We start from the raw sequence: 21,226 nt of genomic DNA, 5'->3' as shown, positions 1-21,226 counted from the left end.
GGGTTATTTTTAAGTTAAAGGTACTATCCAGGACAGCAACCAAACCTGCAGCATTCCTGCCAGGGATATAATGGCCAGTAAAAGTGTCCAGGTTTTTAATGCTTCCTTCTCAGTGAGGCCACTCATTCTGGCCACTACCCAGAAGGCACTGTCATTCATCCAAGATACAAAAAGGGAACCAAATCCCATAGCCATCAACAGGTAAACCGGGTGATAGGGCAGGTCAAAATTGTTTCCCATCAGGGCTGTAATGATGGCTGCGCTGGAAATCATGGCTACGGTGCCCGAACCCTGAGCTGTTTTCAGCACAGCTGCAATCAGCCAGGCCAGGGGAACAAGGTGGATGTCCAGGCCATCTGTGGCATATTTAATGGCATCACCAATCCCGCTTTGGCCGATCATGGCTCCATAAGCCCCCCCTGCGCTGGTAATCAGAATGATCAGACCACCAATCTCCAGGGGTTTTCCTATTTTTGACCAGAGCGCATTGGCTCCCAGGTTTTGCGATCTGGCCCATAAATACAAGGCAAGACCTGTGCCAGCTGCCATGGCCGTATTTTTATTTCCCATCAGGGCCAGCCAGTCAGGCAATCGACCGGTAATGGCCTCAAACAAGGATGCAGTGCCTATCAGAATAATGGGTAGCACAATCGGCGCAAGGGACAGGGAAAGTGATAATTTTTTGGCAACCTCCGGTGAGGCGTTTAAATTGATCCGCACCGGAATATTGAGTTTTCGGTTCATTCTTTTGCCCACCAGGATCACTAAAACTGCCGGGAAAATACCTAAAAACAGCCCGGCAAGGATCACTATACCCAGGTCCAGCCCCATGGTTTCGGCCATAATCAAAGGACCCGGCGTGGGGGGGACTATGCTGTGCGTTATGGCAGCTCCGCCACCTATAGCTGTCACGTACAAGACATAATCTTTCCCTGTTTTCAATGCCAGTGTGATGCCCAGGGGAATCAATAAAAAAAACACCGTATCCAAAAATACCGGTATGGAAAGGATAAATCCGGCAAGCATCAATGCCAGGGAAGCCTGCTTTTCACCCATGGTTTTCAGGAGCCGGTTGACGATGTTTTCAGCAGCTCCACTTTCCATCATGGCTGCGCCGATAATGGCTGCCAGCGCAATGACCCAGGCAATATTGCCAGCCATATCGCCTAAGGCCTCCATGGGGGATTCAAAGGCGGCCATCAGCCCCTCTTCTGCAATCAGTGCAGGGCTTAGCAAGCCCACAAACACTGCGGCCAATACCAATGCAATAAATGGGTGAAACCTCCATTTGGAAATCAACAAGGTTACCAATCCAATACTGCTTAAAAGGATAACAAATGGCCAATAATCGGTTTGGAAAATTGAATACATGGTTTAATTAAAGAAAAAAATCTTAGATATTAAGCATTTTTTGGTGGGGAACCCGGATTTTCCTGATTTTGAAGCAGGAGTATGAAATCGAGCATGAGGTAATGGGCATGCCAGGGTAGAGAATCATTGGGGAGGTTAACATTGAGAAAATCAGGCTTTTCAGTCGCTGTACGGACCCCGCCATTATGCGCGCCAACGCTCCTGGTCCCTGAGCTTGCCGGGCTTCGGCAGGCTCAGCCTGAAAAGGGAGCAATCTGAACCGGAGCAAGAGTTTAAGGAAATCCAAGAGAGGACGGTAAGATCGCAAATCCATTTACGTATTACCTAAGGGTGCCGGGCTATTATCGATTCCTTTTTATTCCCGTTTGCACCCTCACAGTGACGAAGGACCCCGTCATTGCGAGCCCCGCGTAGCAATCTGAACCAGAGCGGGAACATAATGAAACCGAAAAAGGAACAGTAAGATCGGATATGCGTTTACGTCTCCGTTCAGACGGCCGTAAGTGCCTGGGATGTTCTCAGTAGGTTGAACTATCTAAAATCGCACCCTCGCAGAGAGGGTACCCGTCGTCATCGGTGCAGAACAAGTTATGGCCTTTTGATAGCAAATTATAATCAATTGAAATGAATCCTTTGCTTGTTTCCTTTGTTTTTATCGGATATATTGTGTTTATAAATTATTATTAGTTGGATATACTAATGGGTATTTTTTGAAAAAAGGTAAAAATGGAGCAGTTGAAGGAAGAAGATAAAATTAAAAAAGCTTTTAAGGAAAGAGATTGGGCAGAAATAAAAAGCGCAGATTCCTGGGTAGTTTTTAAGGTGATCAGCGAATTCGTAGAAGGATTTGAAAAGTTGGCGAAAATTGGCCCCTGTGTTACTCTTTTCGGGTCGGCCAGAACCAATCCTGACAATCATTTTTATCAGGTAGCGGAATCCATTGCAGGCAAACTGGTAAGGCATGGCTATGGGGTAATTACAGGTGGAGGCCCGGGTATCATGGAGGCCGGAAATAAAGGGGCACATACTGAAAAAGGCAAGTCGGTGGGGCTTAATATTCTACTGCCTTTCGAGCAATTCAATAATGTCTACATCGACCCCGACAAATTAATTACTTTTGATTATTTCTTTGTACGAAAGGTAATGTTCACCAAATACTCCCAGGGATTTATCGTGTTGCCGGGAGGGTTCGGAACTTTGGATGAATTGTTCGAGGCCCTCACACTGATTCAAACAAAAAAAATTGGCAGGTTTCCTATCGTTTTGGTGGGTAAGAATTATTGGGCCGGCATGTTGGATTGGATCAAAGAGGTGGTGCTTACCGAACACGCCAATATCAATAAAGAAGACCTGAACCTTTTTGCCCTGGTAGATACCGCTGATGAAGCAGTGGCCGTTATTGACAATTTCTACAGCAAATATCTTTTATCTCCAAATTATTAATCACTTGGACAGCAAACACATCACCTATTTATATATCCTGATAGTCGTACAATTTGTCCTGATAGGATATTTATGGCTAAAACCCAGCGGCGGAAAAATGGACCTGAATACTGCACACAGTCAGGCAGCTGAAATTAGGGAAAGTCAACCGGCACATGTTCCAAGGGTAAGGATTTTTGATCTTCCTGATGCGCCGGAATTTGCCGGAGAAAAAGTGCCCATGGACGACCCGGAAGTCTATGAGCGTTATGAAAGAGAGGTTTATGTCAATGCTTATTGGGAATCCAATACGCTGTTGATGATGAAAAGGGCGGGAAAATTTTTCCCCTTTATTGAGCAGACCCTGGAAGAAAATGGTATCCCCGGAGATTTTAAATATGTAGCGCTGATAGAATCAGGATTGATGAACGTGACTTCCCCCGCAGGGGCAAAAGGCTTTTGGCAGTTTATGAAAGGCACCGCAGGAGATTTTGGTCTGGAAGTAAGCCGGGATGTGGACGAAAGGTACCACTTTGAAAAATCAACGCTTGCCGCTTGTAAATACCTCAGGGCCTCATATGGCAAGTTTGGCAATTGGACCAGTGTGGCGGCCAGTTACAACATGGGCATAGCAGGCATTACCCGCAGGAAAAACCAGCAGTTGAGTCCGGATTATTATGATTTGTACCTGAATGAAGAGACCAGCAGGTATTTGTTCAGGGCACTTGCTCTGAAAGAGATTTTTGAAAACCCCGGTAAATATGGCTTTGAATTGCAGCAGGATGATCTGTATGCCCTGCCCTCCCTGAGGGAAATCGAAATTTCTGAAAGCATTGGTAACTTGGCAGAATGGGCACAAGATCATAACAGCAATTACAAAGAAGTGAAAATTTATAATTCATGGCTGATCAACAGGCAACTCAACGTTAGAAAAGGCAGAAAGTATATCATTAAACTACCTGTTTAAGAAAATAATTATCTCTGGAATTAATTATAATGAGTATCTTAACGGGCAATCCCTACCTATATGAAAAAGTCCATTATTACCATACTCATCATTGCTGGAGTACTCTTTGCCCTCTTTCAGTTGCTTCCCTTGTTGGTAAACACCTACCTGAACAACAATGCCGAAAGGATCGTCAGCAACATGATTACCCGGACAAACGATTTTGCGGGCCACGAGGTACGTTTTGGAGATATACAACTGAATTATGATTACAGGGGCACATTTTTAAAAATGGAATCCGTGGAAATCATGCCAGGGGAAAGCCTGGAGGATGCCGAAAAAATAAAATTTCACCTAAGTTTTGATGAAGCCAGCCTTACCGGATTTCAATGGGTGGATTTTTTGTTTTTCAACAGTATCAAACTGGACTCGGCATATTTGGAGAATGTGGTTTTGGAAACGGTAACCCCCGATTTGGAGGAGCTGGGCAAAGATGAGTCGAGTGAGGCCAAAGAAGGCAAGGATTACCAGAATATCGGATTGAATCACCTGCGGGTAAATCAGGTTTCATTTGACAACAAAGATGCTGCTACCGATTCAGTGAGGTTGTCCATCAAGGATTTATTTGTTTTTGCAGATGGACTAAACCTAAGCAAGGAAGACAGGGATAGTCCTGACGCACTATTTTCGGTAGACAATATAGAAGGTTATATGGATGAAGCTCAGGTGCATATCAATGAGTACAGGAACACCATCCGGGCCAAAGATTTTTCTTTTAATACGACAGAGCGAAAAATGGTTATCGAACAGGTGGCCTTTAACAACAAATTGGAAAAATACGCTTATGTCAACCAGTTTGAAAAAGAAACCAATTGGATGGAGCTTTCCAATGGGCGACTTCAGGTGGATGGGATGGATTTTCAGGAGTATTTCAGACAAGGCAGGATCATAGCTGACAGCCTTCATTTGGGACAAATCCAACTGGAGGTTTTCAGGGATAAAAGAAAACAGGAGGACACTTCGAAACGCCCCAAAATGATTCATGAAATCCTGAATGAATTGCCAAAACAACTTCACCTGAAAACCATTTTCATAGAAGATGCCTACATCGCATACGAAGAACGACCCGATACCCAGGCCCCCTCGGCAGGCAAAATATTTTTCGACCAGGTAAATGGTAAAATTGCAGGTTTTACCAATATTGAAGAAGAACTGGCGCGAAATGACACCCTAAATATTCTGGCAACAGGTAGGTTAATGGGAAAGGGCCTGATCGACATGCAGGCAGATTACCTGATCAACGATGAAAGCGGTAAGTTTTTTATGAAGGGTAGCATTGGCGGTATGGTATTGGCCCCGCTCAATGATTTAATCATGCCTGCCACCCGGGTGGCCCTGAAAAGTGGGCGCCTTGATCAATTGTTTTTTAACATTGAGGCCAATGACCTGGAGGGAACAGGAGAAGTGATTGTCAAATATAAAGACCTGGAAATCGAAATTCTGGATAAAAACTATGAAAGAGACCAAAATATATTCCGTAAACTGGGGGCATTTTTGGCCAATAAGGTAGTAATCCCTTCCCAAAATCCCAACAAATCTGGAAAACTCAACAAAGGGGAAGTATATTTTGAAAGAGCCCAGCATAAATTTATTTTTCATTATTGGTGGAATTTGGTACTGAGCGGATTAAAATCCACCATTACAGGACAAACAGAAGAGGAGATGAGAGAAAAATAAAGCCCCTCTCAAAAGTGAACCTTATGTCTTGTTTTGAGTTTATTTGGTTTGGATTAGTGCCTTTCCCTGCCTAATGCTTAATTTTGTTCACAATTCAACCATAGCGCAAACCTTTACCTATGTCTGCAGAAAACCATTCCTCACAGGACCATATAGAAATATTTGGTGCCCGGGAACACAACCTCAAAAATCTGGATCTGAGCATTCCAAGAAATAAACTGGTAGTCATTACCGGATTAAGCGGGAGTGGAAAAAGTTCTCTGGCTTTCGACACCATCTACGCAGAAGGCCAGCGGAGATATATGGAAAGTTTTTCGGCCTACGCCCGTTCTTTTTTGGGGGGAATGGAGCGACCTGATGTAGATAAAATCAACGGCCTTTCGCCGGTCATTTCCATAGAACAAAAGACCACCTCCAAAAACCCCAGATCTACCGTCGGCACAGTAACGGAAATTTATGATTTCATGCGGTTGCTTTATGCCCGGTCAGCAGAAGCATTTTCATACCTCTCGGGGGATAAAATGGTCAGACAAACAGAGGATCAGATCATAGAGCAGATTTTTCAGGGATTCTCCGGCAAGAAATTATCCATTCTGGCCCCCGTGGTGAAAGGAAGAAAGGGACATTACCGTGAGCTCTTTGAGCAGGTAAGGAAAATGGGCTATTCCAAAGTGCGTATTGATGGAGAACTTCAGGAAGTGCAGCCCAAAATGCAGGTCGACCGGTATAAAATCCATGATATTGAGATTGTAATCGATCGGGTGATAGCCGAGGAGGAAGACCGGTACAGAATTACCCAATCGCTGAAAACCGCCTTGCAACATGGAAAAGGGATCATGATGTTGTTGGATGAAAATGGCAAAATAGATTATTTCTCCAAGTTCCTGATGGATCCCAAGACCGGGCTTAGTTACGACGAGCCTGCACCAAACGCTTTTTCTTTTAACAGCCCCTATGGTGCTTGTCCCACTTGCAATGGCTTGGGTATAATAGAAGAGATTACCAGGGAAAATGTGATTCCTGACCCCTCATTGAGTATCAGCAGGGGAGGAATTGCTCCTCTTGGCGAATACCGGGATATATGGATATTCAAAAAAATAGAAGCCATACTCAAACGCCATAAAGGCAGCCTGGGCACTCCCATAGAAAAACTGGACGATAAAGTCATCCACACTTTATTGTACGGAGACAAAACCGAGGTTGCAGTAGATTCTGTGAAATATCCCGGCACCAAGTGGACCACCACTTTTGAAGGCATATTGAACTTTCTGCAAAAACAGCAAGAGGGGGGCTCGGATAAAATCCAGAAATGGATCGCAGACTTCACCAGTACCCGCACCTGTCCTGATTGTGAAGGATACCGGCTAAAGAAAGAAGCCCTACATTTTAAAATTGCGGGGAAACACATTGGGGAACTGGCCCAGATGGACATCAGTACCCTGGGAGATTGGTTTGCTGATCTGGAGGAACGGATGACGGAGAGGCAAAAAATTATAGGTGCAGAAGTACTTAAGGAAATCCGCAAACGCATTGGTTTTTTATTGGATATAGGACTGGATTATCTCTCCCTGGACAGGCCATTACGAACCCTTTCCGGAGGGGAGGCCCAGCGCATCCGCCTGGCCACTCAGATCGGCACTCAGCTGGTGGGAGTACTCTATATTCTGGACGAACCCAGTATTGGCTTGCACCAAAGGGACAATGTGAAATTGACACATGCACTGAAAGACCTCAGGGATCTGGGCAATTCGGTGATCGTGGTGGAACATGACCGGGACATGATGCTGGAAGCCGACCATGTGGTGGATATTGGCCCGGGAGCCGGTAGACATGGTGGGCATATTGTAGCCAGTGGTACACCGGATCAACTGCTGCACTCCGGCAGCCTGACTGCCAAATACCTCAATGGGGAATTGAGCATACCTGTGCCCCTCAAGAGAAGGAAAGGAACAGGAAAAAAATTGCAGCTTAAGGGAGCCAGCGGGCACAACCTCAAGAAAGTTGACCTGGAAATTCCCCTGGGGACCATGGTTTGTGTGACAGGCGTATCCGGATCAGGGAAGAGCTCGTTGATTCATGAAACCCTTTACCCCTTGCTCAACCGGCAGTTTTACAATTCCCGAAAGGAACCTCTGCCCTACAAAGAGATTAAGGGCTTGGAAAATTTGGACAAGGTGATTGAAGTGGATCAGTCGCCCATAGGCAGGACTCCCCGGTCCAATCCGGCAACCTATACGGGAGTGTTTACGGATATCAGGGCCCTTTTCACGGAATTGCCGGAAGCCAAGATCAGGGGTTATAAACCAGGCAGATTTTCTTTTAACGTAAAAGGGGGCCGTTGTGAAGATTGCGAAGGCGGAGGAATGAAACTTATAGAAATGGATTTTCTTCCCGATGTACACATACCCTGTGAGACCTGCAAAGGCAAGCGTTACAATAGGGAAACCCTGGAAGTACGGTTCAAGGGTAAATCCATCGCTGATGTCCTGGACATGACCGTGGAACAGGCCGTGGAATTTTTTGAAAATCAGCCCAAGATATTGAGAAAAATTAAAACCCTACATGAAGTAGGCCTGGATTACATCACGCTGGGCCAGCATGCCACTACCCTTTCCGGTGGCGAAGCCCAGCGGGTTAAGCTGGCCACCGAATTATCCAAAAAAGATACCGGTAAGACTTTCTATATTCTGGATGAGCCTACCACAGGGCTTCATTTTCAGGATATCGGTCATTTGCTGGAGGTGTTAAATAAATTGGTAGATAAGGGCAATACCGTTTTGATCATTGAACACAACATGGATGTGATCAAAGTGGCTGACCATATTGTGGATCTGGGGCCTGAAGGTGGGGCAAAAGGTGGAGAGATATTGTTTAGCGGAAAACCGGAAAACATGGTAGGCCATGGCAGCAGTTATACCGCCAGGTTTTTGAAAGCCGAGTTAACAGGAAAAGTGGATGTAGAGGCCTGAATCCGGTTTTTTAAAATTAATGTTAACATAGTATTAATTTTCCAAAGATAATTTTAAAATTTGATAATTCGTTTCTTTCTGTAGGCAGGGATTTTTAAGTCAATTTTGCGACATCGTTTAGTCTGACTTATTAATCTACTACTTATCATGAAAAAATTTCTCAAAGGGTTGACCGCTTTTGCACTGGCCGTAGGCTTGCTTACGTCATGTGGAGAAGAGGAGCAACCCAACAACTTTGTAACCATCTCAGGAATTCCACCAACTGCTGTGGTTGAAGCAGGCCAAAGAGTAGGTCCCGTAACCGCCAACATTACTGCAAACGATGGTTTGGCAACTTTGGTGATCATAAAAAATGGTGATACAATAGAAACCATTAATTTTAATGGAGAAACTGCTGCCAGCCATGAATTTTCCTATGCTTCAACAGAAGAGGATGCCAACAGCAATGTGGTATTTGAATTTGTTGTTACAGATAGCAATGGGGATTCTCAAACTGTCACCCACGTACTTACCGTAGGTGAAGAAGCTACAACCTTAAGAATAACAGAAAACATTGAGGAAGATGTTACCTGGGAAACCGGAAAAGTTTATGTCCTTACAGAGCGGATTACCGTAACTGGAGGAGCTACCCTGACCATACAACCTGGAGTGATCGTAAAAGGAGAAGCCGGTTCAGGTCCCAATGCTACAGCACTGGTCATTGCCAGGGGGTCTAAAATCAATGCGGTAGGAAACGCAGATCAACCCATTATTTTTACTTCTGTAGCAGATGAAATCGAACCCGGCATGATCGCCAGTCCAAACCTGGATCCTAACATTACAGGACTTTGGGGAGGTTTACTGATCCTGGGCAATGCGCCAGGTTCACTGGCAGGTGATGTAAGCGAGGTGCAAATAGAAGGCATTCCGCCATCCGACACCAACGGCCTGTATGGCGGAGACGATCCTGATGATGATTCAGGTATGTTAAAATTCATCTCCATCCGTCATGGAGGTGCCAATATCGGCGAAGGAAATGAAATCAACGGCCTGACTCTGGGTGGCGTGGGTTCAACAACCGTAATCGAAAATATTGAAGTTGTGGCCAATGAAGATGATGGCATCGAATGGTTTGGTGGTACTGTAAATGTAAAGAATGCTATAGTGTGGAGTTCTGCTGATGATGCCATAGATACGGATCAATCCTGGGCAGGAGAGTTGGACAATTTTATCATCGTAGCCGGAAGCGAAACGGATCATGCTTTTGAAATAGATGGACCCGAAGGTTCCTTTAATGCCGCGCATACCATTAAAAACGGAACGGTAATCGGTCATGAAGCTGCTGAACTCGGAGATTTCAGAGACGGGGCCAGGGCAAGCCTGCAAAATATTTACTTCTATGGATTTGGTGATCCCGCCGCTACTGAAGGCAGGGGTGACTTTTCCCTGGATGGAGACGATTCAGCTTCTAATTTCGAAAGTGGAGTCCTTAACTTTAATAATCTCCAGGTTACCCTTCCCGAAGGTGTTGCCTTAGCAGATGTATTCCGTCATGGAACGCATGTACATGCAACAGCAGTTGCTGAAGGAGAAAATACCGTGGGAGCAGATAAATCTGCTTTTGCCAATTGGTCCTGGACGGCTGTCGCTGGCAATCTGGATGACTTGTAATTACCACTAGTAACATCATTTTTTGAAAGGGATGCCCAGTGTATCCCTTTCATTACTTTTTCTATTACATCGCTGTATTTATTAAAAACAAAAACATGAAAAATTCAATCTTTGGCTGGCTTTGCTTGGGGCTGATTTGCCTGTCTGCAAATGTATCGGCCCAGAATGGCACCATCAGGGGCACCATATTTGACGGAGGGACAGGAGAACCATTATTTGGTGTAGCTGTCTCCGTCGTTGGCAGCCAGACCGGGGCGGTTACCGACTTTGACGGGGATTTTGAAATCCCCATTGCGCCCGGAACTTACGAATTACAAGCCTCTTTTATTTCCTTCAATGCACTTAACCTGAAGGATGTATTGGTCAAAGCCGGTGAGGTTACCGTTTTGGACAATTTGAAAATGGAGGAATTTACCTCCGACCTGGAAACGGTGACCATATCAGCAGAAGCCATCAGGACTACAGAGGCAGCTTTAATGACCGTAAAGCGGAATGCGGCACAACTGATGGATGGCATATCGGCTTCCTCTTTCCGGCAGATGGGGGATGGAAATGCAGCCTCTGCCATCAAGCGGGTTACCGGTGTGTCCATTGAGGGGGGCAAATACGTCTACATTCGCGGATTGGGAGACCGGTACACCAAGACTGTCCTGAATGGCGTGGATATTCCCGGCCTGGACCCGGATCGAAACACCATACAGATGGATATCTTTCCTACCAATATCATTGACAATATCATTGTGTCCAAATCCTTTACCAGCAACCTTTCGGCAGACTTCACCGGAGGGGTGGTAGATATTGAAACCAAGGATTTTCCAGAGGAGAAAACCATGAGGTTTTCGCTAGGTGGAGGATACAATCCTTCCATGCATTTTAATAGTAATTTCCTGACAAGCCCCGGCAGCAGTACGGACTTTCTGGGTTTTGACAATGGCTTTCGGGAAATTCCAACCAAAGGAATAACTGATATCCCCCAATTTGCTGAAGTAATTGGCAATCCTTCCGGAGAAAAGGGCCAACTGTACCAAAGCATTCTGAGAGATTTTAATCCCGAATTTGGAGGGGTAAAAAACCAAAACCTGGCAAATATTAGCTTGGGATTTTCCCTGGGAAACCAGGTGTCAGTGGGTAAAAACAAGCTGGGGTATAACCTGGCACTTACCTACAAAAATACCTCTGAATATTATAAAGACGCGGCATACAACCTCTTTGCCAAGCCCAGGGAAGCCGGGGAGACTGCCCTTGAGCCTCTGGAACAATCTCTGGGAAATTTTGGAGTAAGCAATGTGTTGGTAGGTGGTCTTGCGGGACTGGCTTACAAAACGGATTTTTCAAAGTACAAATTGAATTTGATCCGCCTTCAAAATGGTGAATCCAAAGTGGGCGTTTTTGATTTTATCAACACCAATTTGGGGGCTGTTTTTGAAGCAGACCAGTACAATATTGAATACAGCCAGCGGTCATTGACCAACCTGATGCTCAGTGGAGCACATTTTCTTCGTGGAGGGGATTGGGAAGTGAATTGGAAGGTATCGCCTACTTTGTCTACCATTGATGATCCGGATGTCCGGGTGCTGAGATTTCGTCGTCCAAACAATACCATTTCCTCAGAAGTAGGTTTGCCCCAGCGCATCTGGAGATCGCTGGAAGAACAAAATCTGGTAGGGAAACTGGATCTGACAAGGAACCACACCCTGTTTGGAAAGACTGCCAAATTAAAGTTTGGATCTTCCTATACTTACAAACAAAGGGATTTCCTTATTCAGAATTTTCAGTTCTCCACAGGGAATACCACTTTTACCGGCGATCCCAATGAAGTGATGAACCAGGAAAATCTTTTCTCCGAAAACAACATAAACGGTGTTCGGTACAATCCGCTGTTTATCCCAAACAACCCGAATAGTTTTGGCGCAAATCTAAATAACATAGGGGTATATGCCCATAGCGAATTTTCGCCCCTCGACAACCTGAAAGCCATCGTTGGCCTTAGGGCTGAGAAATATGAGCAATACTATACCGGTTCCAATCAGACCCAAACCGTTGTTTTTGACAATGAGAAAGTTTTGGATGACCTGGACTTGTTCCCGACCATCAACCTGATCAGTAGCCTGAAAGAAAACCAAAATATAAGGTTCTCCTTTTCCAGGACCATAGCCAGGCCATCCTTTAAGGAAATGTCTTTTGCGGAAATTCTGGACCCCATTACGGGGAGGACATTTATTGGCGGTCTGTTTCAGGAAACGACCAATGGAGGTTCCGAGGTACTTTGGGACGGGCAGTTGGAAGCTACCCGGATCAATAATTTTGATTTAAGATGGGAACAGTTCCTTCCTGCAGGTCAACTGTTATCGCTAAGTGCCTTTTACAAGACCTTTGACAAGCCCATAGAGATGGTGCAGTTTTTGTCAGACCCTGGTGCATTTCAGCCCAGAAACGTTGGCAATGGAACCGTTGCAGGACTGGAACTGGAAACGAGAAAGTCCCTCTCCTTTTTGGACCCCAAACTGGAAGACTTCTTTTTCACCTTTAATGGCACGGTTACCTCATCCAGCATACAAATGTCTGCTTCTGAATTGCGGTCCCGTAGATTGACTGCCAGGGAAGGCGAGGTTATTTCTTCCAGGAGGGACATGGCAGGTCAGGCTCCTTATATCATCAATTCAGGTTTGGCCTACAATAATTTTGTAACAGGCCTGGAGGCAGGTGTATTTTACAATGTTCAGGGAGCTACCCTCAATTATATCGGCTTTGGAAACCGGACAGATACGTATACGGTTCCATTCCATGCCCTGAACATCAGTGTAAATAAGACCTTTGGTGTGGATGAAAGGGTGCAGGCCGGTATTAACGTTCAAAACCTGCTCAACCAGTCCCGGCAAGAAGTCTTCAGGTCCTACAATGCGGAAGACCAGATTTTTTCCAGTCTTAAACCCGGTACATTGATCAATTTAAATTTCTCCTATGCCTTTTAAGTAAATTTTAAGCATTTGATTCTATATCCCTTCTGGTAGAAGGGATATTTTTTTTGTTTCTATGTTAATAAATTGTTAAATTTAATTAACGATGAATTAATATAGACTCCATGCGTGGTTTTGGTATGCTGTTGCTCCTGTTTTCTATTCCTGTGCTGTATTTCCCGGCCCAGGCAGAAATTCCTTCAGGCAGCCCAAATGCCGGGAAAGTATGGCTTGAATCGTGGAAAGCGGAAAGTGAGCGGTTTTCGGATCTGTATGAGCTTTTGGAGAAAGATTTCAGAAAATTCGGGAACAGTGAAAAAATGGTTAAAAATATTTTTTACCGGGCACACCAAAAATTGTTTCACCGGTACCAGCAATTTACCCTGGAGCGGGATGCTTTGGACCAGGGACTTTACGATTGTGTCAGCGGTTCACTAATTTTAGCCGCCCTTTTGGATCATTTTGGATTCACCTTTGAAGTAAAGGAAACTTCTTACCACGTGTTTTTGCAGGTAGCGGTGGGAGATAGGCTGGTGCTATTGGAAGTAACAGATCCAAGGGAAGGCTTTATTGCCGATCCAGATCAAAAGGAACGCTACCTCAGAGATTTTACCCTGAACCCGGATAATATGCAGACAGGGGAGAAACAAACGGCTTCCTTTACGGCACCGGATATTTTCCGGACCATAGACCTGCAAAACCTGCTGGGCCTTCAATATTTTAACCAGGCCATCCGCTACTTCAATGAAGGCAATCCCCTGGCCGCCTATCAGTTTTCCATCACTGCCCTGAAGTACCATGATACCGAAAGGATCCGAGACTTCAGTCATTTTTTAAAGCAGGAATTGGTGTTGGCCGCTAATTAACCTTAGATAGATTCTAAATATCCTGGCTCAATTAATCCTGCAACACTTCACAGCGATCGTACTGCGGGTCTATATCTATAAACACCTCTTCCTTGGCCAATACAAACCAATTGGATAAAATCTCTTCTTCCTTTTTCCGGCGGGCTGCTGCCTTTAATTTCTCATAATCATCAGAGAGATTGGCGCGATGGGCCGGAAAACGCTCTTTATAGTATAATATGCGTACTCCGGGTTCTGATCTGCCGGTTCTTGGATCCTGATTTTCATACCTAATGGGCTGGGTGATCTCCCCAATCTCCATGCTGTCTAGGGTAAAATAGAGTACCGGATCTTCCAATGTTCTTAATGTCAACCTATTGGATCCCGTTCCCGGATCGGTAAAAAACCCGCCATTATCAGAGGTTTCCCTGTCATCGGAGTTTTCCTTCGCCGCTTTGGCAAAGCTTATTTTTTCATCAACGATTTGTTGGCGTAGGCTGTCCAGATACCTTTCTGCTTTTTTGATATCATCTTCAGACGGGCTAGGTATAATCAGTATATGCCTGGTATTGAAGGTATTGCCACGGGTTTCCAATAGCTGGATCATGTGAAATCCAAACATGGTTTCCACCGGATCACTGATCTCCCCTTGTTTCAAGCTATAGGCGGTAGCTTCATATTCCGGAGCCAGTTCTCCCCTCCTGAAAAAACCCAGGTCACCACCCTGAACTTTAGAGCCGGGATCCATGGAATATTGCCGTGCCATGGTAGCAAAATCCGATTCACCGGACAGGATCCTTTCCTTTATAGACAGCAGTTGTTCTATCACTTTGTCTTTTTGCTCCTGACTCACTTCCGGTTTTTTGACAATCTGGCCAACAGATACTTCCGCAGAGAAAAAAGGCAGCGAATCATTGGGTATGGAGCCGAAAAATTTTCTCACATCATTGGGAGAAACTTCAAGTCCTTCGGTAATCACTCCCTGCATTTTTTGCACGACCATTTGTTCTTTGACAGCTTCCTGAATTTCACTTTTTAACTGATCCCCTGTTTTGCCATAGGCCTCGATCAGGGTCTCTTCATCCCCTCCGAATTGCTGCAACACCATATTGAACCGCTGGTCTGTTTGTATGATCACCTCTGCTTCCGACACAACTACCGAATCTATTTCAGATTTGGCCATCATCAATTTATTGATCAACAGGGATTCGAAAATCTGGCAGCGGTCGGGTGTTTCCATCCCCTGCTGGGTCTGGGAAACAGCCTCCAAATAAGCCTTTTGCAGGTCTGATTCCAAAATGATGTAATTGTCCACTTTGGCGATGATTTTATCCAGTACCTGCCCGCTGGGTTTCTCTTCAGGTGTTTCCGGTTCCGCAGTGGTTGCCGGACTGTCCGAATCCTGGGCAATGGCCAAATGCTGACACATAAGGCCAAAAATCAAAAAGAGGCTAATCTTTCTTCCCCATTCAATCATATATGGTAAACTCATTGTTTTCAAGTGCATTGTTGTAAATATCTCTTTTTAATTTTTCTGCAATTTCCACTCTCCTTTTGTTAACGATTATCTTGGAGATTTCGTCTCTGACAAACTCCAGAGGTGGTACCTGATCCCGTAAACGGTATTCCAATATTTTGAAATAGTAGGAATACGTTTCATCATCCACGCTGATCAATTTTTCATTCCTGAGCAGTTGAACCTGGTTATTGTTTTGGGTAAGTGGAGTATTGATGATAATGTCATCAAATTTTATCCAAGTCGAATCCTCGATAAAGTAGTTGTTGGCATAACGAATGGCAAAGTCTTTTAGTTCTTCCTTTTGCCCATCCTGATTGCTGTTCAGCAAGCGCTCCAATTGTCTTTTCTGTGGGAGTGATTTTTCCAGTTTGATGAAATTGGTTCGCACAATGATTTCCTTCAAGGCGAAATTTTCTTTGTTGGCTTCGTAATAAGCTTGTATTTCGGGCTGGGTTACTTCCCTATCCAGCGTTTTTTCCACAAAATTTTTCTCGTATTCATAGGCAATCAGCGCATATCGGTAATCCAATAGTTTCCGGTTGATTTCTGCTTCATTCAGCGTCAGATTTTGAGATGCCTCCTTGATCATCAACTGCTTTTTGACCCAACTTTGGATGTACCTGCCCACCAATTCAGCAGAATCAAGCGTAGTAGTCATTTCTTTGCTGATATGGTCTATATCAGCAAGGTATAGATTGGCTGTTCCCACGGATGCGACAATGGGGTTGTCCGGATCTTCTTCCTCAGTTTTGATGCTGAACAAATCACAGGAAGCCATAAAAAGCAAACTGCAAAGGGCTATTAAGGCTTTATTTTTCAAGGGACCGGTATATTTTATCTTTTTCATCCTCATTGATTTGGATGGTATATTTTTCTTTTAAGCGTGTAAGTAGCTCGTTTTCCAGGTATTGCTGGTAATCCTGAATCAATTTCCCCCTGGTTTCTTCAAATTTCTTGGGAGCCGAAGGAATGGTCTCCCCCAATAAAATCAGGACACTTTCTCCGTTCCGCTTGATTTGGTGAAAAGATTGTTCCACATCCAGTGAAGCCAACAGTTCGTTTTTTTGGATTTCAAATTCCTTTTGCTCAAAGGTAAACAACAATGGGTCATCCTGAAGGAATTTTTCTTTCAATGTTGTTTCCAATTCGGGATCATAGCTCCTGGCCGAAAGCCAATGGCTGACCTCCGAAAGGTTTTTGTCCGCCTTAGCTTTGAGTATCAGGGCGGGAATGCGCTCTTCCCACAGGTAGTTATGCTTGTTTTCCCGGAAATATTCCTGTTGACCAGTGGTGTCTTCCACTGCTTTTTGCCAAACCTCCCGGTTCATCAATTCAAAAAGCAACATGCCATTTTTGTACTCGTTGATCAATTGCCGGTATTCGGGATTGTGGGCATAAAGGTACTCCTCTTCCCAGCCTGCCAACAAATCCTGTAAATAATTGGTGTAACTTTCCTCAAAGGTCGATTTCAAAGGTATAGTGGTATCTGAGAAGTTTGATTGCAGATAAGAGATAAAATGCTGGAGCCCGGCCGTTTTCCAGTCAGATCGGATCAGAAAATCGCTGCTCCATTCCGGCTCGGATAGTTTGTTGAAAAGATCATTTACAGGTATTTCCTGAAAGGCAGCAAACACCTGCTCAAGCCCAGCCAGAAGGGTTTCATTTTCCGCAACATGCAACAGGTCTTTTTGCAGGTCAAGGACCCTGGTCCGGATCATCTCTGATTTATTTTCCCGTAGAATCTTTGACCGGATCATCGGCTTTACTTCCTCAAACGGAGGAATGGGTCGGTTGCCTTCCAGGCGGATGAGGTGGTACCCGTATTCTGTTTTAACGGGAGGGCTGAAATCACCTTCTTTTTCCAGAGAAAAGGCAGCTTTTTCAAACTCAGGAACAATCGCACCCACGCCAAACCAGGGGATCAGCCCTTGTTCAGACTTACTGCCCTGATCTTCCGAATAGGTTGCCACCAGATCGGGCCATTGGTCCGGATCAGCCAGTAAGGTGTGGTACAATTCGGTAATTTTTTTCTCTGCCAGGTTTTCACTTTCCGCTTGATCTGCTTCCGTACGGATCAATATGTGGGAAACCCTGATTTGCCCTGGATTTCTATTCCGCTCTTCCAGCCGGATCACATGATAGCCGAAATCGGACAAAACAGGATCTGAAATTTCACCGACTGAAAGGTTAAAGGCTGCTTCCTCAAATGGCAAAACCATCTGCAGCGCAGTAAAATAACCCAAATTGCCTTTGTTGCTCTGTGCTGAAGGGTCCTCTGAATATTCCATGGCCAATTGGCTGAAATCTGCGCCATTCTCCGCATCGGCTTTTAGTTTTTGAGCCATCCTGAAAACAGCAAGGGAATCCTCCTTACTGGCATTGGGCGGGAATTGCAGCAAGATATGGCTGGCTTTCACCACCTCCTGCATGCGCTCATATACCTTTCGCATTTCACCCTCCTCCAGCCTGTTTTCCTGGAGGTAGGGCTTGATGATATCGGCCTTGAAAGAGGCAAATTCATCACGGAATTCCGGTGATTTGTCCAGACCCATATCCATGGCATATTTGACTTTGAGCTTATAATTGACAAACAGCTCAAAATTTTCATCAAAATCCGCTCTGGACAGTGCTGCTTCGGACCTTTGGCGGTTTTTATTCAATATGTATAAAAACTCTTCCTCATCCGAGCTTGCATCACCTATTTTAAGGAGGTAGTCGCTCTGGGATGGATTTTCCATGCCTTGATCAGCAACCTGAACCGCGCTTGCAGATAAAATTCCCAAAAAAAGGAAATATATGTGCTTCAAATTCATAGGACAATGGATAGAAATTAGGCTGCAATGTTACGAATTTTACCCCACAATACAGGAAGAAGCTGTGGATAAGTAAAGGGATTTAACATTTATTTGGATTTCAGCCTTTTGATCAGGCGGCAGGTATTGAAGGAAGGATCTGTTTCAAATTCAATTTTATCCATGATTTTTCTGACCAGGAGCAAGCCCAGGCCACCTTTCCGTTTTTCCTTGATCACCGCATTGATTTCAGGTGACTTGTACTCAATAATGTTGAAGGCTTTTCCCGAATCCCTGATTTCAAAAATGATCGTATCCTGATTGATATTTACTTCCAGTTCTATATGATTGAGGGGATTACAATCATGAGAATGAATGATCAGGTTAGCACAGACTTCTTCCACTGCCAGTATCAATTGATTCTGGGTGATTTCATTCAAACCACTGGCTGATAATATTCCGGATAAAAAGACCCTCAGTTCCGCCAACCGGCTTTTCTCGCAGTATAGCTTCAATTCATGCTTCATAAAGCGCTTGTTCGGCTTCCTCTCTGGTATTTTTGATACTAATCAGTTGATCAAGTCCAAGAATATGGAACACATTCAATATTTTTTCATTCAGTCCGAAAATTACAAACGTAACCTGTTTTTCATTGAAATCTTCCAGATAGGACATGAAAACCCCCAGGCCGGCGGAAGAAATATACTCCAGCTCACTGCCATCCAACAGGATTTTGTGTGCATTTTCTGCAATTGCCTCTTGAATCACCTCGTCCAATTCCACAGAATTACTGGCATCCACCTCTCCATTCAATGCAATTACCAGATGATCTCGTTCAGACGCTTTATTGATTGACAACATACCCAGTTATACGCTTTATTTTTTTTTAAGTTCATGCTTTAAATTTGATCACCAACAATGAATAGTCATCGTCTGGAAGGGTTTCCTTACCCACAAAGGAGTAAACCTCTTCGATAATTTTTATACGGATCTCATGTGCAGGCAATTCATAAATAGAGCTCAGGAGTAACCGTAGATTTTCATAACCAAACTCTTCCCCATTTTTATTTTTTGCTTCCACAATCCCATCTGTGTACATGACCATTACATCTCCGGGATGGTAGACCATAGTCCCCTCTTCCAGGTATTGATCAAAGGTATCGTTCCTGACGATACCCAATCCCATTCCCTTGATATCCAAAAACCTACAGGTATTATTCCCTTTGTCAAAATAAAGGGTGGGACAATGTCCGGCCCGGGCAAAGTGGATTGTTTTTTCTTTGGTATTGACCGTGTAATACGTGGTAGTGATAAAATTGTTTTTTTCCAGACAACGGCTCAGGGCACTGTTGGCTTTGGATAAAAAAACCTTGGGACTGAAGTTCAACTGCACCAGGCTATGGAATACCCCCTTCATCTGCGACATGTTGAATGCCGCTGAGGTGCCTTTGCCTGAAACATCCCCAATGATCAAGGCAAAATTATCCTGGTCAAACCTGAAAGTTTCGTAATAGTCCCCACCTACTTCATCCGCCGCCGCAGAGAAACCGTCAATTTCAAAGCATCTATTGTGGTGCAAGGCAGAAGGCAACAAACTTCTTTGTACGCGCTGGGCGATTTCAAGCTCCTCCCGATACCTTTCGTTTTTGATGGCCTCATTGAGCAGACGATAATTCTCTATGGATATGGAGGTCTGGCCAACAAATGTGGAAATGATATTGATCATTTCCTTATTGAACCCATCCTTTACCTCTTTGAGCAAAAACATATCACCCAAAATCTTTTTATTGGCCCTGACAGGCATGATCAGAACGGATTGAAAAATTTCATGAGATATTTTTCCATATAAATACTCGATTCTGGCATCTGTCTGACTTTTTAGATATGCGGAAAAGGGCTCTGTTTTTTTCAGCAGGTCCATGATTTCCTGTCTTTCTCCATTGCTGATAAATTTCTGATAAAGTACCGTCCCAGTCCTGCGGTCTTCCTCATCGGCATGTAAATCCAGCCAGGCCGCATCCACATAGGCAGCACTCATGCAGCTGTCCATTAATATGTCCAAAACCTGATCCTCATTTTCACCAGGCTGTATGGACTGACTCAATTTTTGGAAACTAATGGCCTCGGTCAACTTTTGTTCGAAAACCGAGGAGGTGGGTAGGTTAAATAATGTGACCAAAAAGCTGAATACCGCATATATCAGCACAAAAGCAAAAAGTCCAAGTAAAAATAGGTTTTCGCTCAGGTTGACAAAATGGACGTTCTTCTGGGTATAGGAAACCAACTGAACCAACAGGTAAACCGTAGAGAATACAATAATGGCAAGAAACAAAATAGACTTCCATTTCTCCCTGAAGGTCAGGTAAGGTATCCATTTAAGGTTTACCGATAAAATGACACCATAAATAATGAGAAAAATCAAACCAAACATAAAGCCATAGTTGAAGCTTTCCTGATTGATCAGTACGAAAAACATACTGATCAATAAAATCACTTCATAGGCCTGCCATTGCTGTACGACCGCTTTGTTTTTTTGGTAAAGAATCAGGTGTTTCCAAAGTAGTGCCGTGGAAATAAGAAAGATCGCTGTCAAGGCAAAATTTACATGATAGAAAAAATTCCTTAAAAGGGGGTCGTCCGAAAGCCGTGTATCCTGAAGAATGTAGTAAAAGTAAATGATGAGAAATGAGGTACCTGTAGCAATCAAACCGGTAGAGGCTGCCCTCCATATCAGGTTGAGAAAATTGCTGTTTTCCTTTTTATTGATGGAATTATTGAAGAAGAGATAAAGTAAAATAAAAAAAATAATCTCCAGAATCCAGGTGATTTCCCTTTTGATCACTCCCTCCATCTGGTTAATTTCACCAAAAATCCTTACCAGGTCCACAAATAACAAAGCAAACCATGACATGATGGTCAGCAGGATATAAATTTTGCTCCGTGCTATGTTGGGTGGTTTTACCATAGAAAATCCTACAATAATAAAAATAGAATGGCAGAATTCATTGAACCATTCAA

The 21,226-nt window shown here is 44.2% G+C and carries 14 protein-coding genes; 7 read left to right on the top strand and 7 right to left on the bottom strand.

Annotation, left to right across the window (positions count from 1 at the left end; translation table 11 throughout):
- Window positions 1-9: 9 nt before the first annotated feature.
- Window positions 10-1,371 (bottom strand): SLC13 family permease, encoded by a 1,362-nt coding sequence (locus tag HUJ21_RS01005; protein ID WP_291366559.1) that lies wholly within the window; start codon window positions 1,369-1,371, stop codon window positions 10-12.
- A gap of 726 nt (window positions 1,372-2,097) precedes the next feature.
- On the opposite strand from HUJ21_RS01005, the gene HUJ21_RS01000 reads away from it, so the two are divergent.
- The 7 genes from HUJ21_RS01000 to HUJ21_RS00970 all read left to right on the top strand — a co-directional run bounded on the left by HUJ21_RS01000 (window position 2,098) and on the right by HUJ21_RS00970 (window position 13,918).
- A complete protein-coding gene (locus HUJ21_RS01000) occupies window positions 2,098-2,814 on the top strand; it encodes a TIGR00730 family Rossman fold protein (protein ID WP_291366557.1) in 717 nt (238 codons plus the stop codon).
- Window positions 2,815-2,818: 4 nt separating this feature from the next.
- On the top strand, window positions 2,819-3,760 hold the full coding sequence (locus tag HUJ21_RS00995; protein ID WP_291366555.1) for a lytic transglycosylase domain-containing protein: 942 nt from the start codon (window positions 2,819-2,821) through the stop codon (window positions 3,758-3,760).
- 60 nt (window positions 3,761-3,820) lie between these two features.
- Complete coding sequence (locus tag HUJ21_RS00990; RefSeq protein WP_291366553.1) at window positions 3,821-5,476, top strand: hypothetical protein; 1,656 nt, start codon at window positions 3,821-3,823, stop codon at window positions 5,474-5,476.
- Window positions 5,477-5,595: 119 nt separating this feature from the next.
- Entirely contained in the window at window positions 5,596-8,445 is a 2,850-nt protein-coding gene (uvrA, locus tag HUJ21_RS00985; protein ID WP_291366551.1) for an excinuclease ABC subunit UvrA, read from the top strand.
- 147 nt (window positions 8,446-8,592) lie between these two features.
- Complete coding sequence (locus tag HUJ21_RS00980) at window positions 8,593-10,095, top strand: hypothetical protein (protein WP_291366549.1); 1,503 nt, start codon at window positions 8,593-8,595, stop codon at window positions 10,093-10,095.
- Window positions 10,096-10,190: 95 nt separating this feature from the next.
- The gene (locus HUJ21_RS00975) at window positions 10,191-13,067 is read left to right on the top strand and encodes a TonB-dependent receptor (RefSeq protein WP_291366547.1); all 2,877 of its coding nucleotides are present in this window, start codon (window positions 10,191-10,193) and stop codon (window positions 13,065-13,067) included.
- A gap of 110 nt (window positions 13,068-13,177) precedes the next feature.
- Entirely contained in the window at window positions 13,178-13,918 is a 741-nt protein-coding gene (locus HUJ21_RS00970; RefSeq protein WP_291366545.1) for a hypothetical protein, read from the top strand.
- Window positions 13,919-13,949: 31 nt separating this feature from the next.
- Here HUJ21_RS00970 and HUJ21_RS00965 read toward each other — a convergent pair whose 3' ends face one another.
- The 6 genes from HUJ21_RS00965 to HUJ21_RS00940 all read right to left on the bottom strand — a co-directional run bounded on the left by HUJ21_RS00965 (window position 13,950) and on the right by HUJ21_RS00940 (window position 21,173).
- A complete protein-coding gene (locus HUJ21_RS00965; protein WP_291366543.1) occupies window positions 13,950-15,389 on the bottom strand; it encodes a peptidylprolyl isomerase in 1,440 nt (479 codons plus the stop codon).
- Window positions 15,367-16,263, bottom strand: coding sequence for a peptidyl-prolyl cis-trans isomerase (locus tag HUJ21_RS00960; protein ID WP_291366541.1), 897 nt, complete (start codon window positions 16,261-16,263; stop codon window positions 15,367-15,369). The genes HUJ21_RS00965 and HUJ21_RS00960 overlap by 23 nt, the downstream gene beginning before the upstream one ends.
- Window positions 16,226-18,154 (bottom strand): peptidylprolyl isomerase, encoded by a 1,929-nt coding sequence (locus HUJ21_RS00955; RefSeq protein ID WP_291366539.1) that lies wholly within the window; start codon window positions 18,152-18,154, stop codon window positions 16,226-16,228. Before HUJ21_RS00955 ends, HUJ21_RS00960 begins: the two co-directional genes overlap by 38 nt.
- Window positions 18,155-18,318: 164 nt before the next feature.
- Window positions 18,319-18,735 carry an ATP-binding protein gene (locus HUJ21_RS00950; RefSeq protein ID WP_291366537.1) on the bottom strand — a complete coding sequence of 139 codons (417 nt, stop codon included), beginning with the start codon at window positions 18,733-18,735 and terminating at the stop codon, window positions 18,319-18,321.
- Window positions 18,725-19,069 (bottom strand): STAS domain-containing protein, encoded by a 345-nt coding sequence (locus tag HUJ21_RS00945; protein WP_291366535.1) that lies wholly within the window; start codon window positions 19,067-19,069, stop codon window positions 18,725-18,727. The genes HUJ21_RS00950 and HUJ21_RS00945 overlap by 11 nt, the downstream gene beginning before the upstream one ends.
- A gap of 31 nt (window positions 19,070-19,100) precedes the next feature.
- Entirely contained in the window at window positions 19,101-21,173 is a 2,073-nt protein-coding gene (locus HUJ21_RS00940; protein WP_291366533.1) for a GAF domain-containing SpoIIE family protein phosphatase, read from the bottom strand.
- Window positions 21,174-21,226 lie beyond the last annotated feature (53 nt).

Origin of the sequence: Cyclobacterium sp. (assembly GCF_014762705.1) — a bacterium.
GTDB lineage: Bacteria > Bacteroidota > Bacteroidia > Cytophagales > Cyclobacteriaceae > Cyclobacterium.
This window is presented reverse-complemented; position numbering and strand designations above follow the sequence as displayed.

Excerpts from the sequence above, each read along its gene's own strand:
- HUJ21_RS00975 (WP_291366547.1), top strand. The coding sequence starts at position 10,191 with ATGAAAAATTCAATCTTTGGCTGGCTTTGCTTGGGGCTGATTTGCCTG.
- HUJ21_RS00970 (WP_291366545.1), top strand. The coding sequence starts at position 13,178 with ATGCGTGGTTTTGGTATGCTGTTGCTCCTGTTTTCTATTCCTGTGCTG.
- HUJ21_RS00965 (WP_291366543.1), bottom strand. The coding sequence starts at position 15,389 with ATGAGTTTACCATATATGATTGAATGGGGAAGAAAGATTAGCCTCTTT.
- HUJ21_RS01000 (WP_291366557.1), top strand. The coding sequence starts at position 2,098 with ATGGAGCAGTTGAAGGAAGAAGATAAAATTAAAAAAGCTTTTAAGGAA.
- uvrA (WP_291366551.1), top strand. The coding sequence starts at position 5,596 with ATGTCTGCAGAAAACCATTCCTCACAGGACCATATAGAAATATTTGGT.
- HUJ21_RS00960 (WP_291366541.1), bottom strand. The coding sequence starts at position 16,263 with ATGAAAAAGATAAAATATACCGGTCCCTTGAAAAATAAAGCCTTAATA.
- HUJ21_RS00990 (WP_291366553.1), top strand. The coding sequence starts at position 3,821 with ATGAAAAAGTCCATTATTACCATACTCATCATTGCTGGAGTACTCTTT.
- HUJ21_RS00940 (WP_291366533.1), bottom strand. The coding sequence starts at position 21,173 with ATGGTAAAACCACCCAACATAGCACGGAGCAAAATTTATATCCTGCTG.
- HUJ21_RS00945 (WP_291366535.1), bottom strand. The coding sequence starts at position 19,069 with ATGTTGTCAATCAATAAAGCGTCTGAACGAGATCATCTGGTAATTGCA.
- HUJ21_RS00950 (WP_291366537.1), bottom strand. The coding sequence starts at position 18,735 with ATGAAGCATGAATTGAAGCTATACTGCGAGAAAAGCCGGTTGGCGGAA.
- HUJ21_RS00955 (WP_291366539.1), bottom strand. The coding sequence starts at position 18,154 with ATGGAAAATCCATCCCAGAGCGACTACCTCCTTAAAATAGGTGATGCA.
- HUJ21_RS01005 (WP_291366559.1), bottom strand. The coding sequence starts at position 1,371 with ATGTATTCAATTTTCCAAACCGATTATTGGCCATTTGTTATCCTTTTA.
- HUJ21_RS00980 (WP_291366549.1), top strand. The coding sequence starts at position 8,593 with ATGAAAAAATTTCTCAAAGGGTTGACCGCTTTTGCACTGGCCGTAGGC.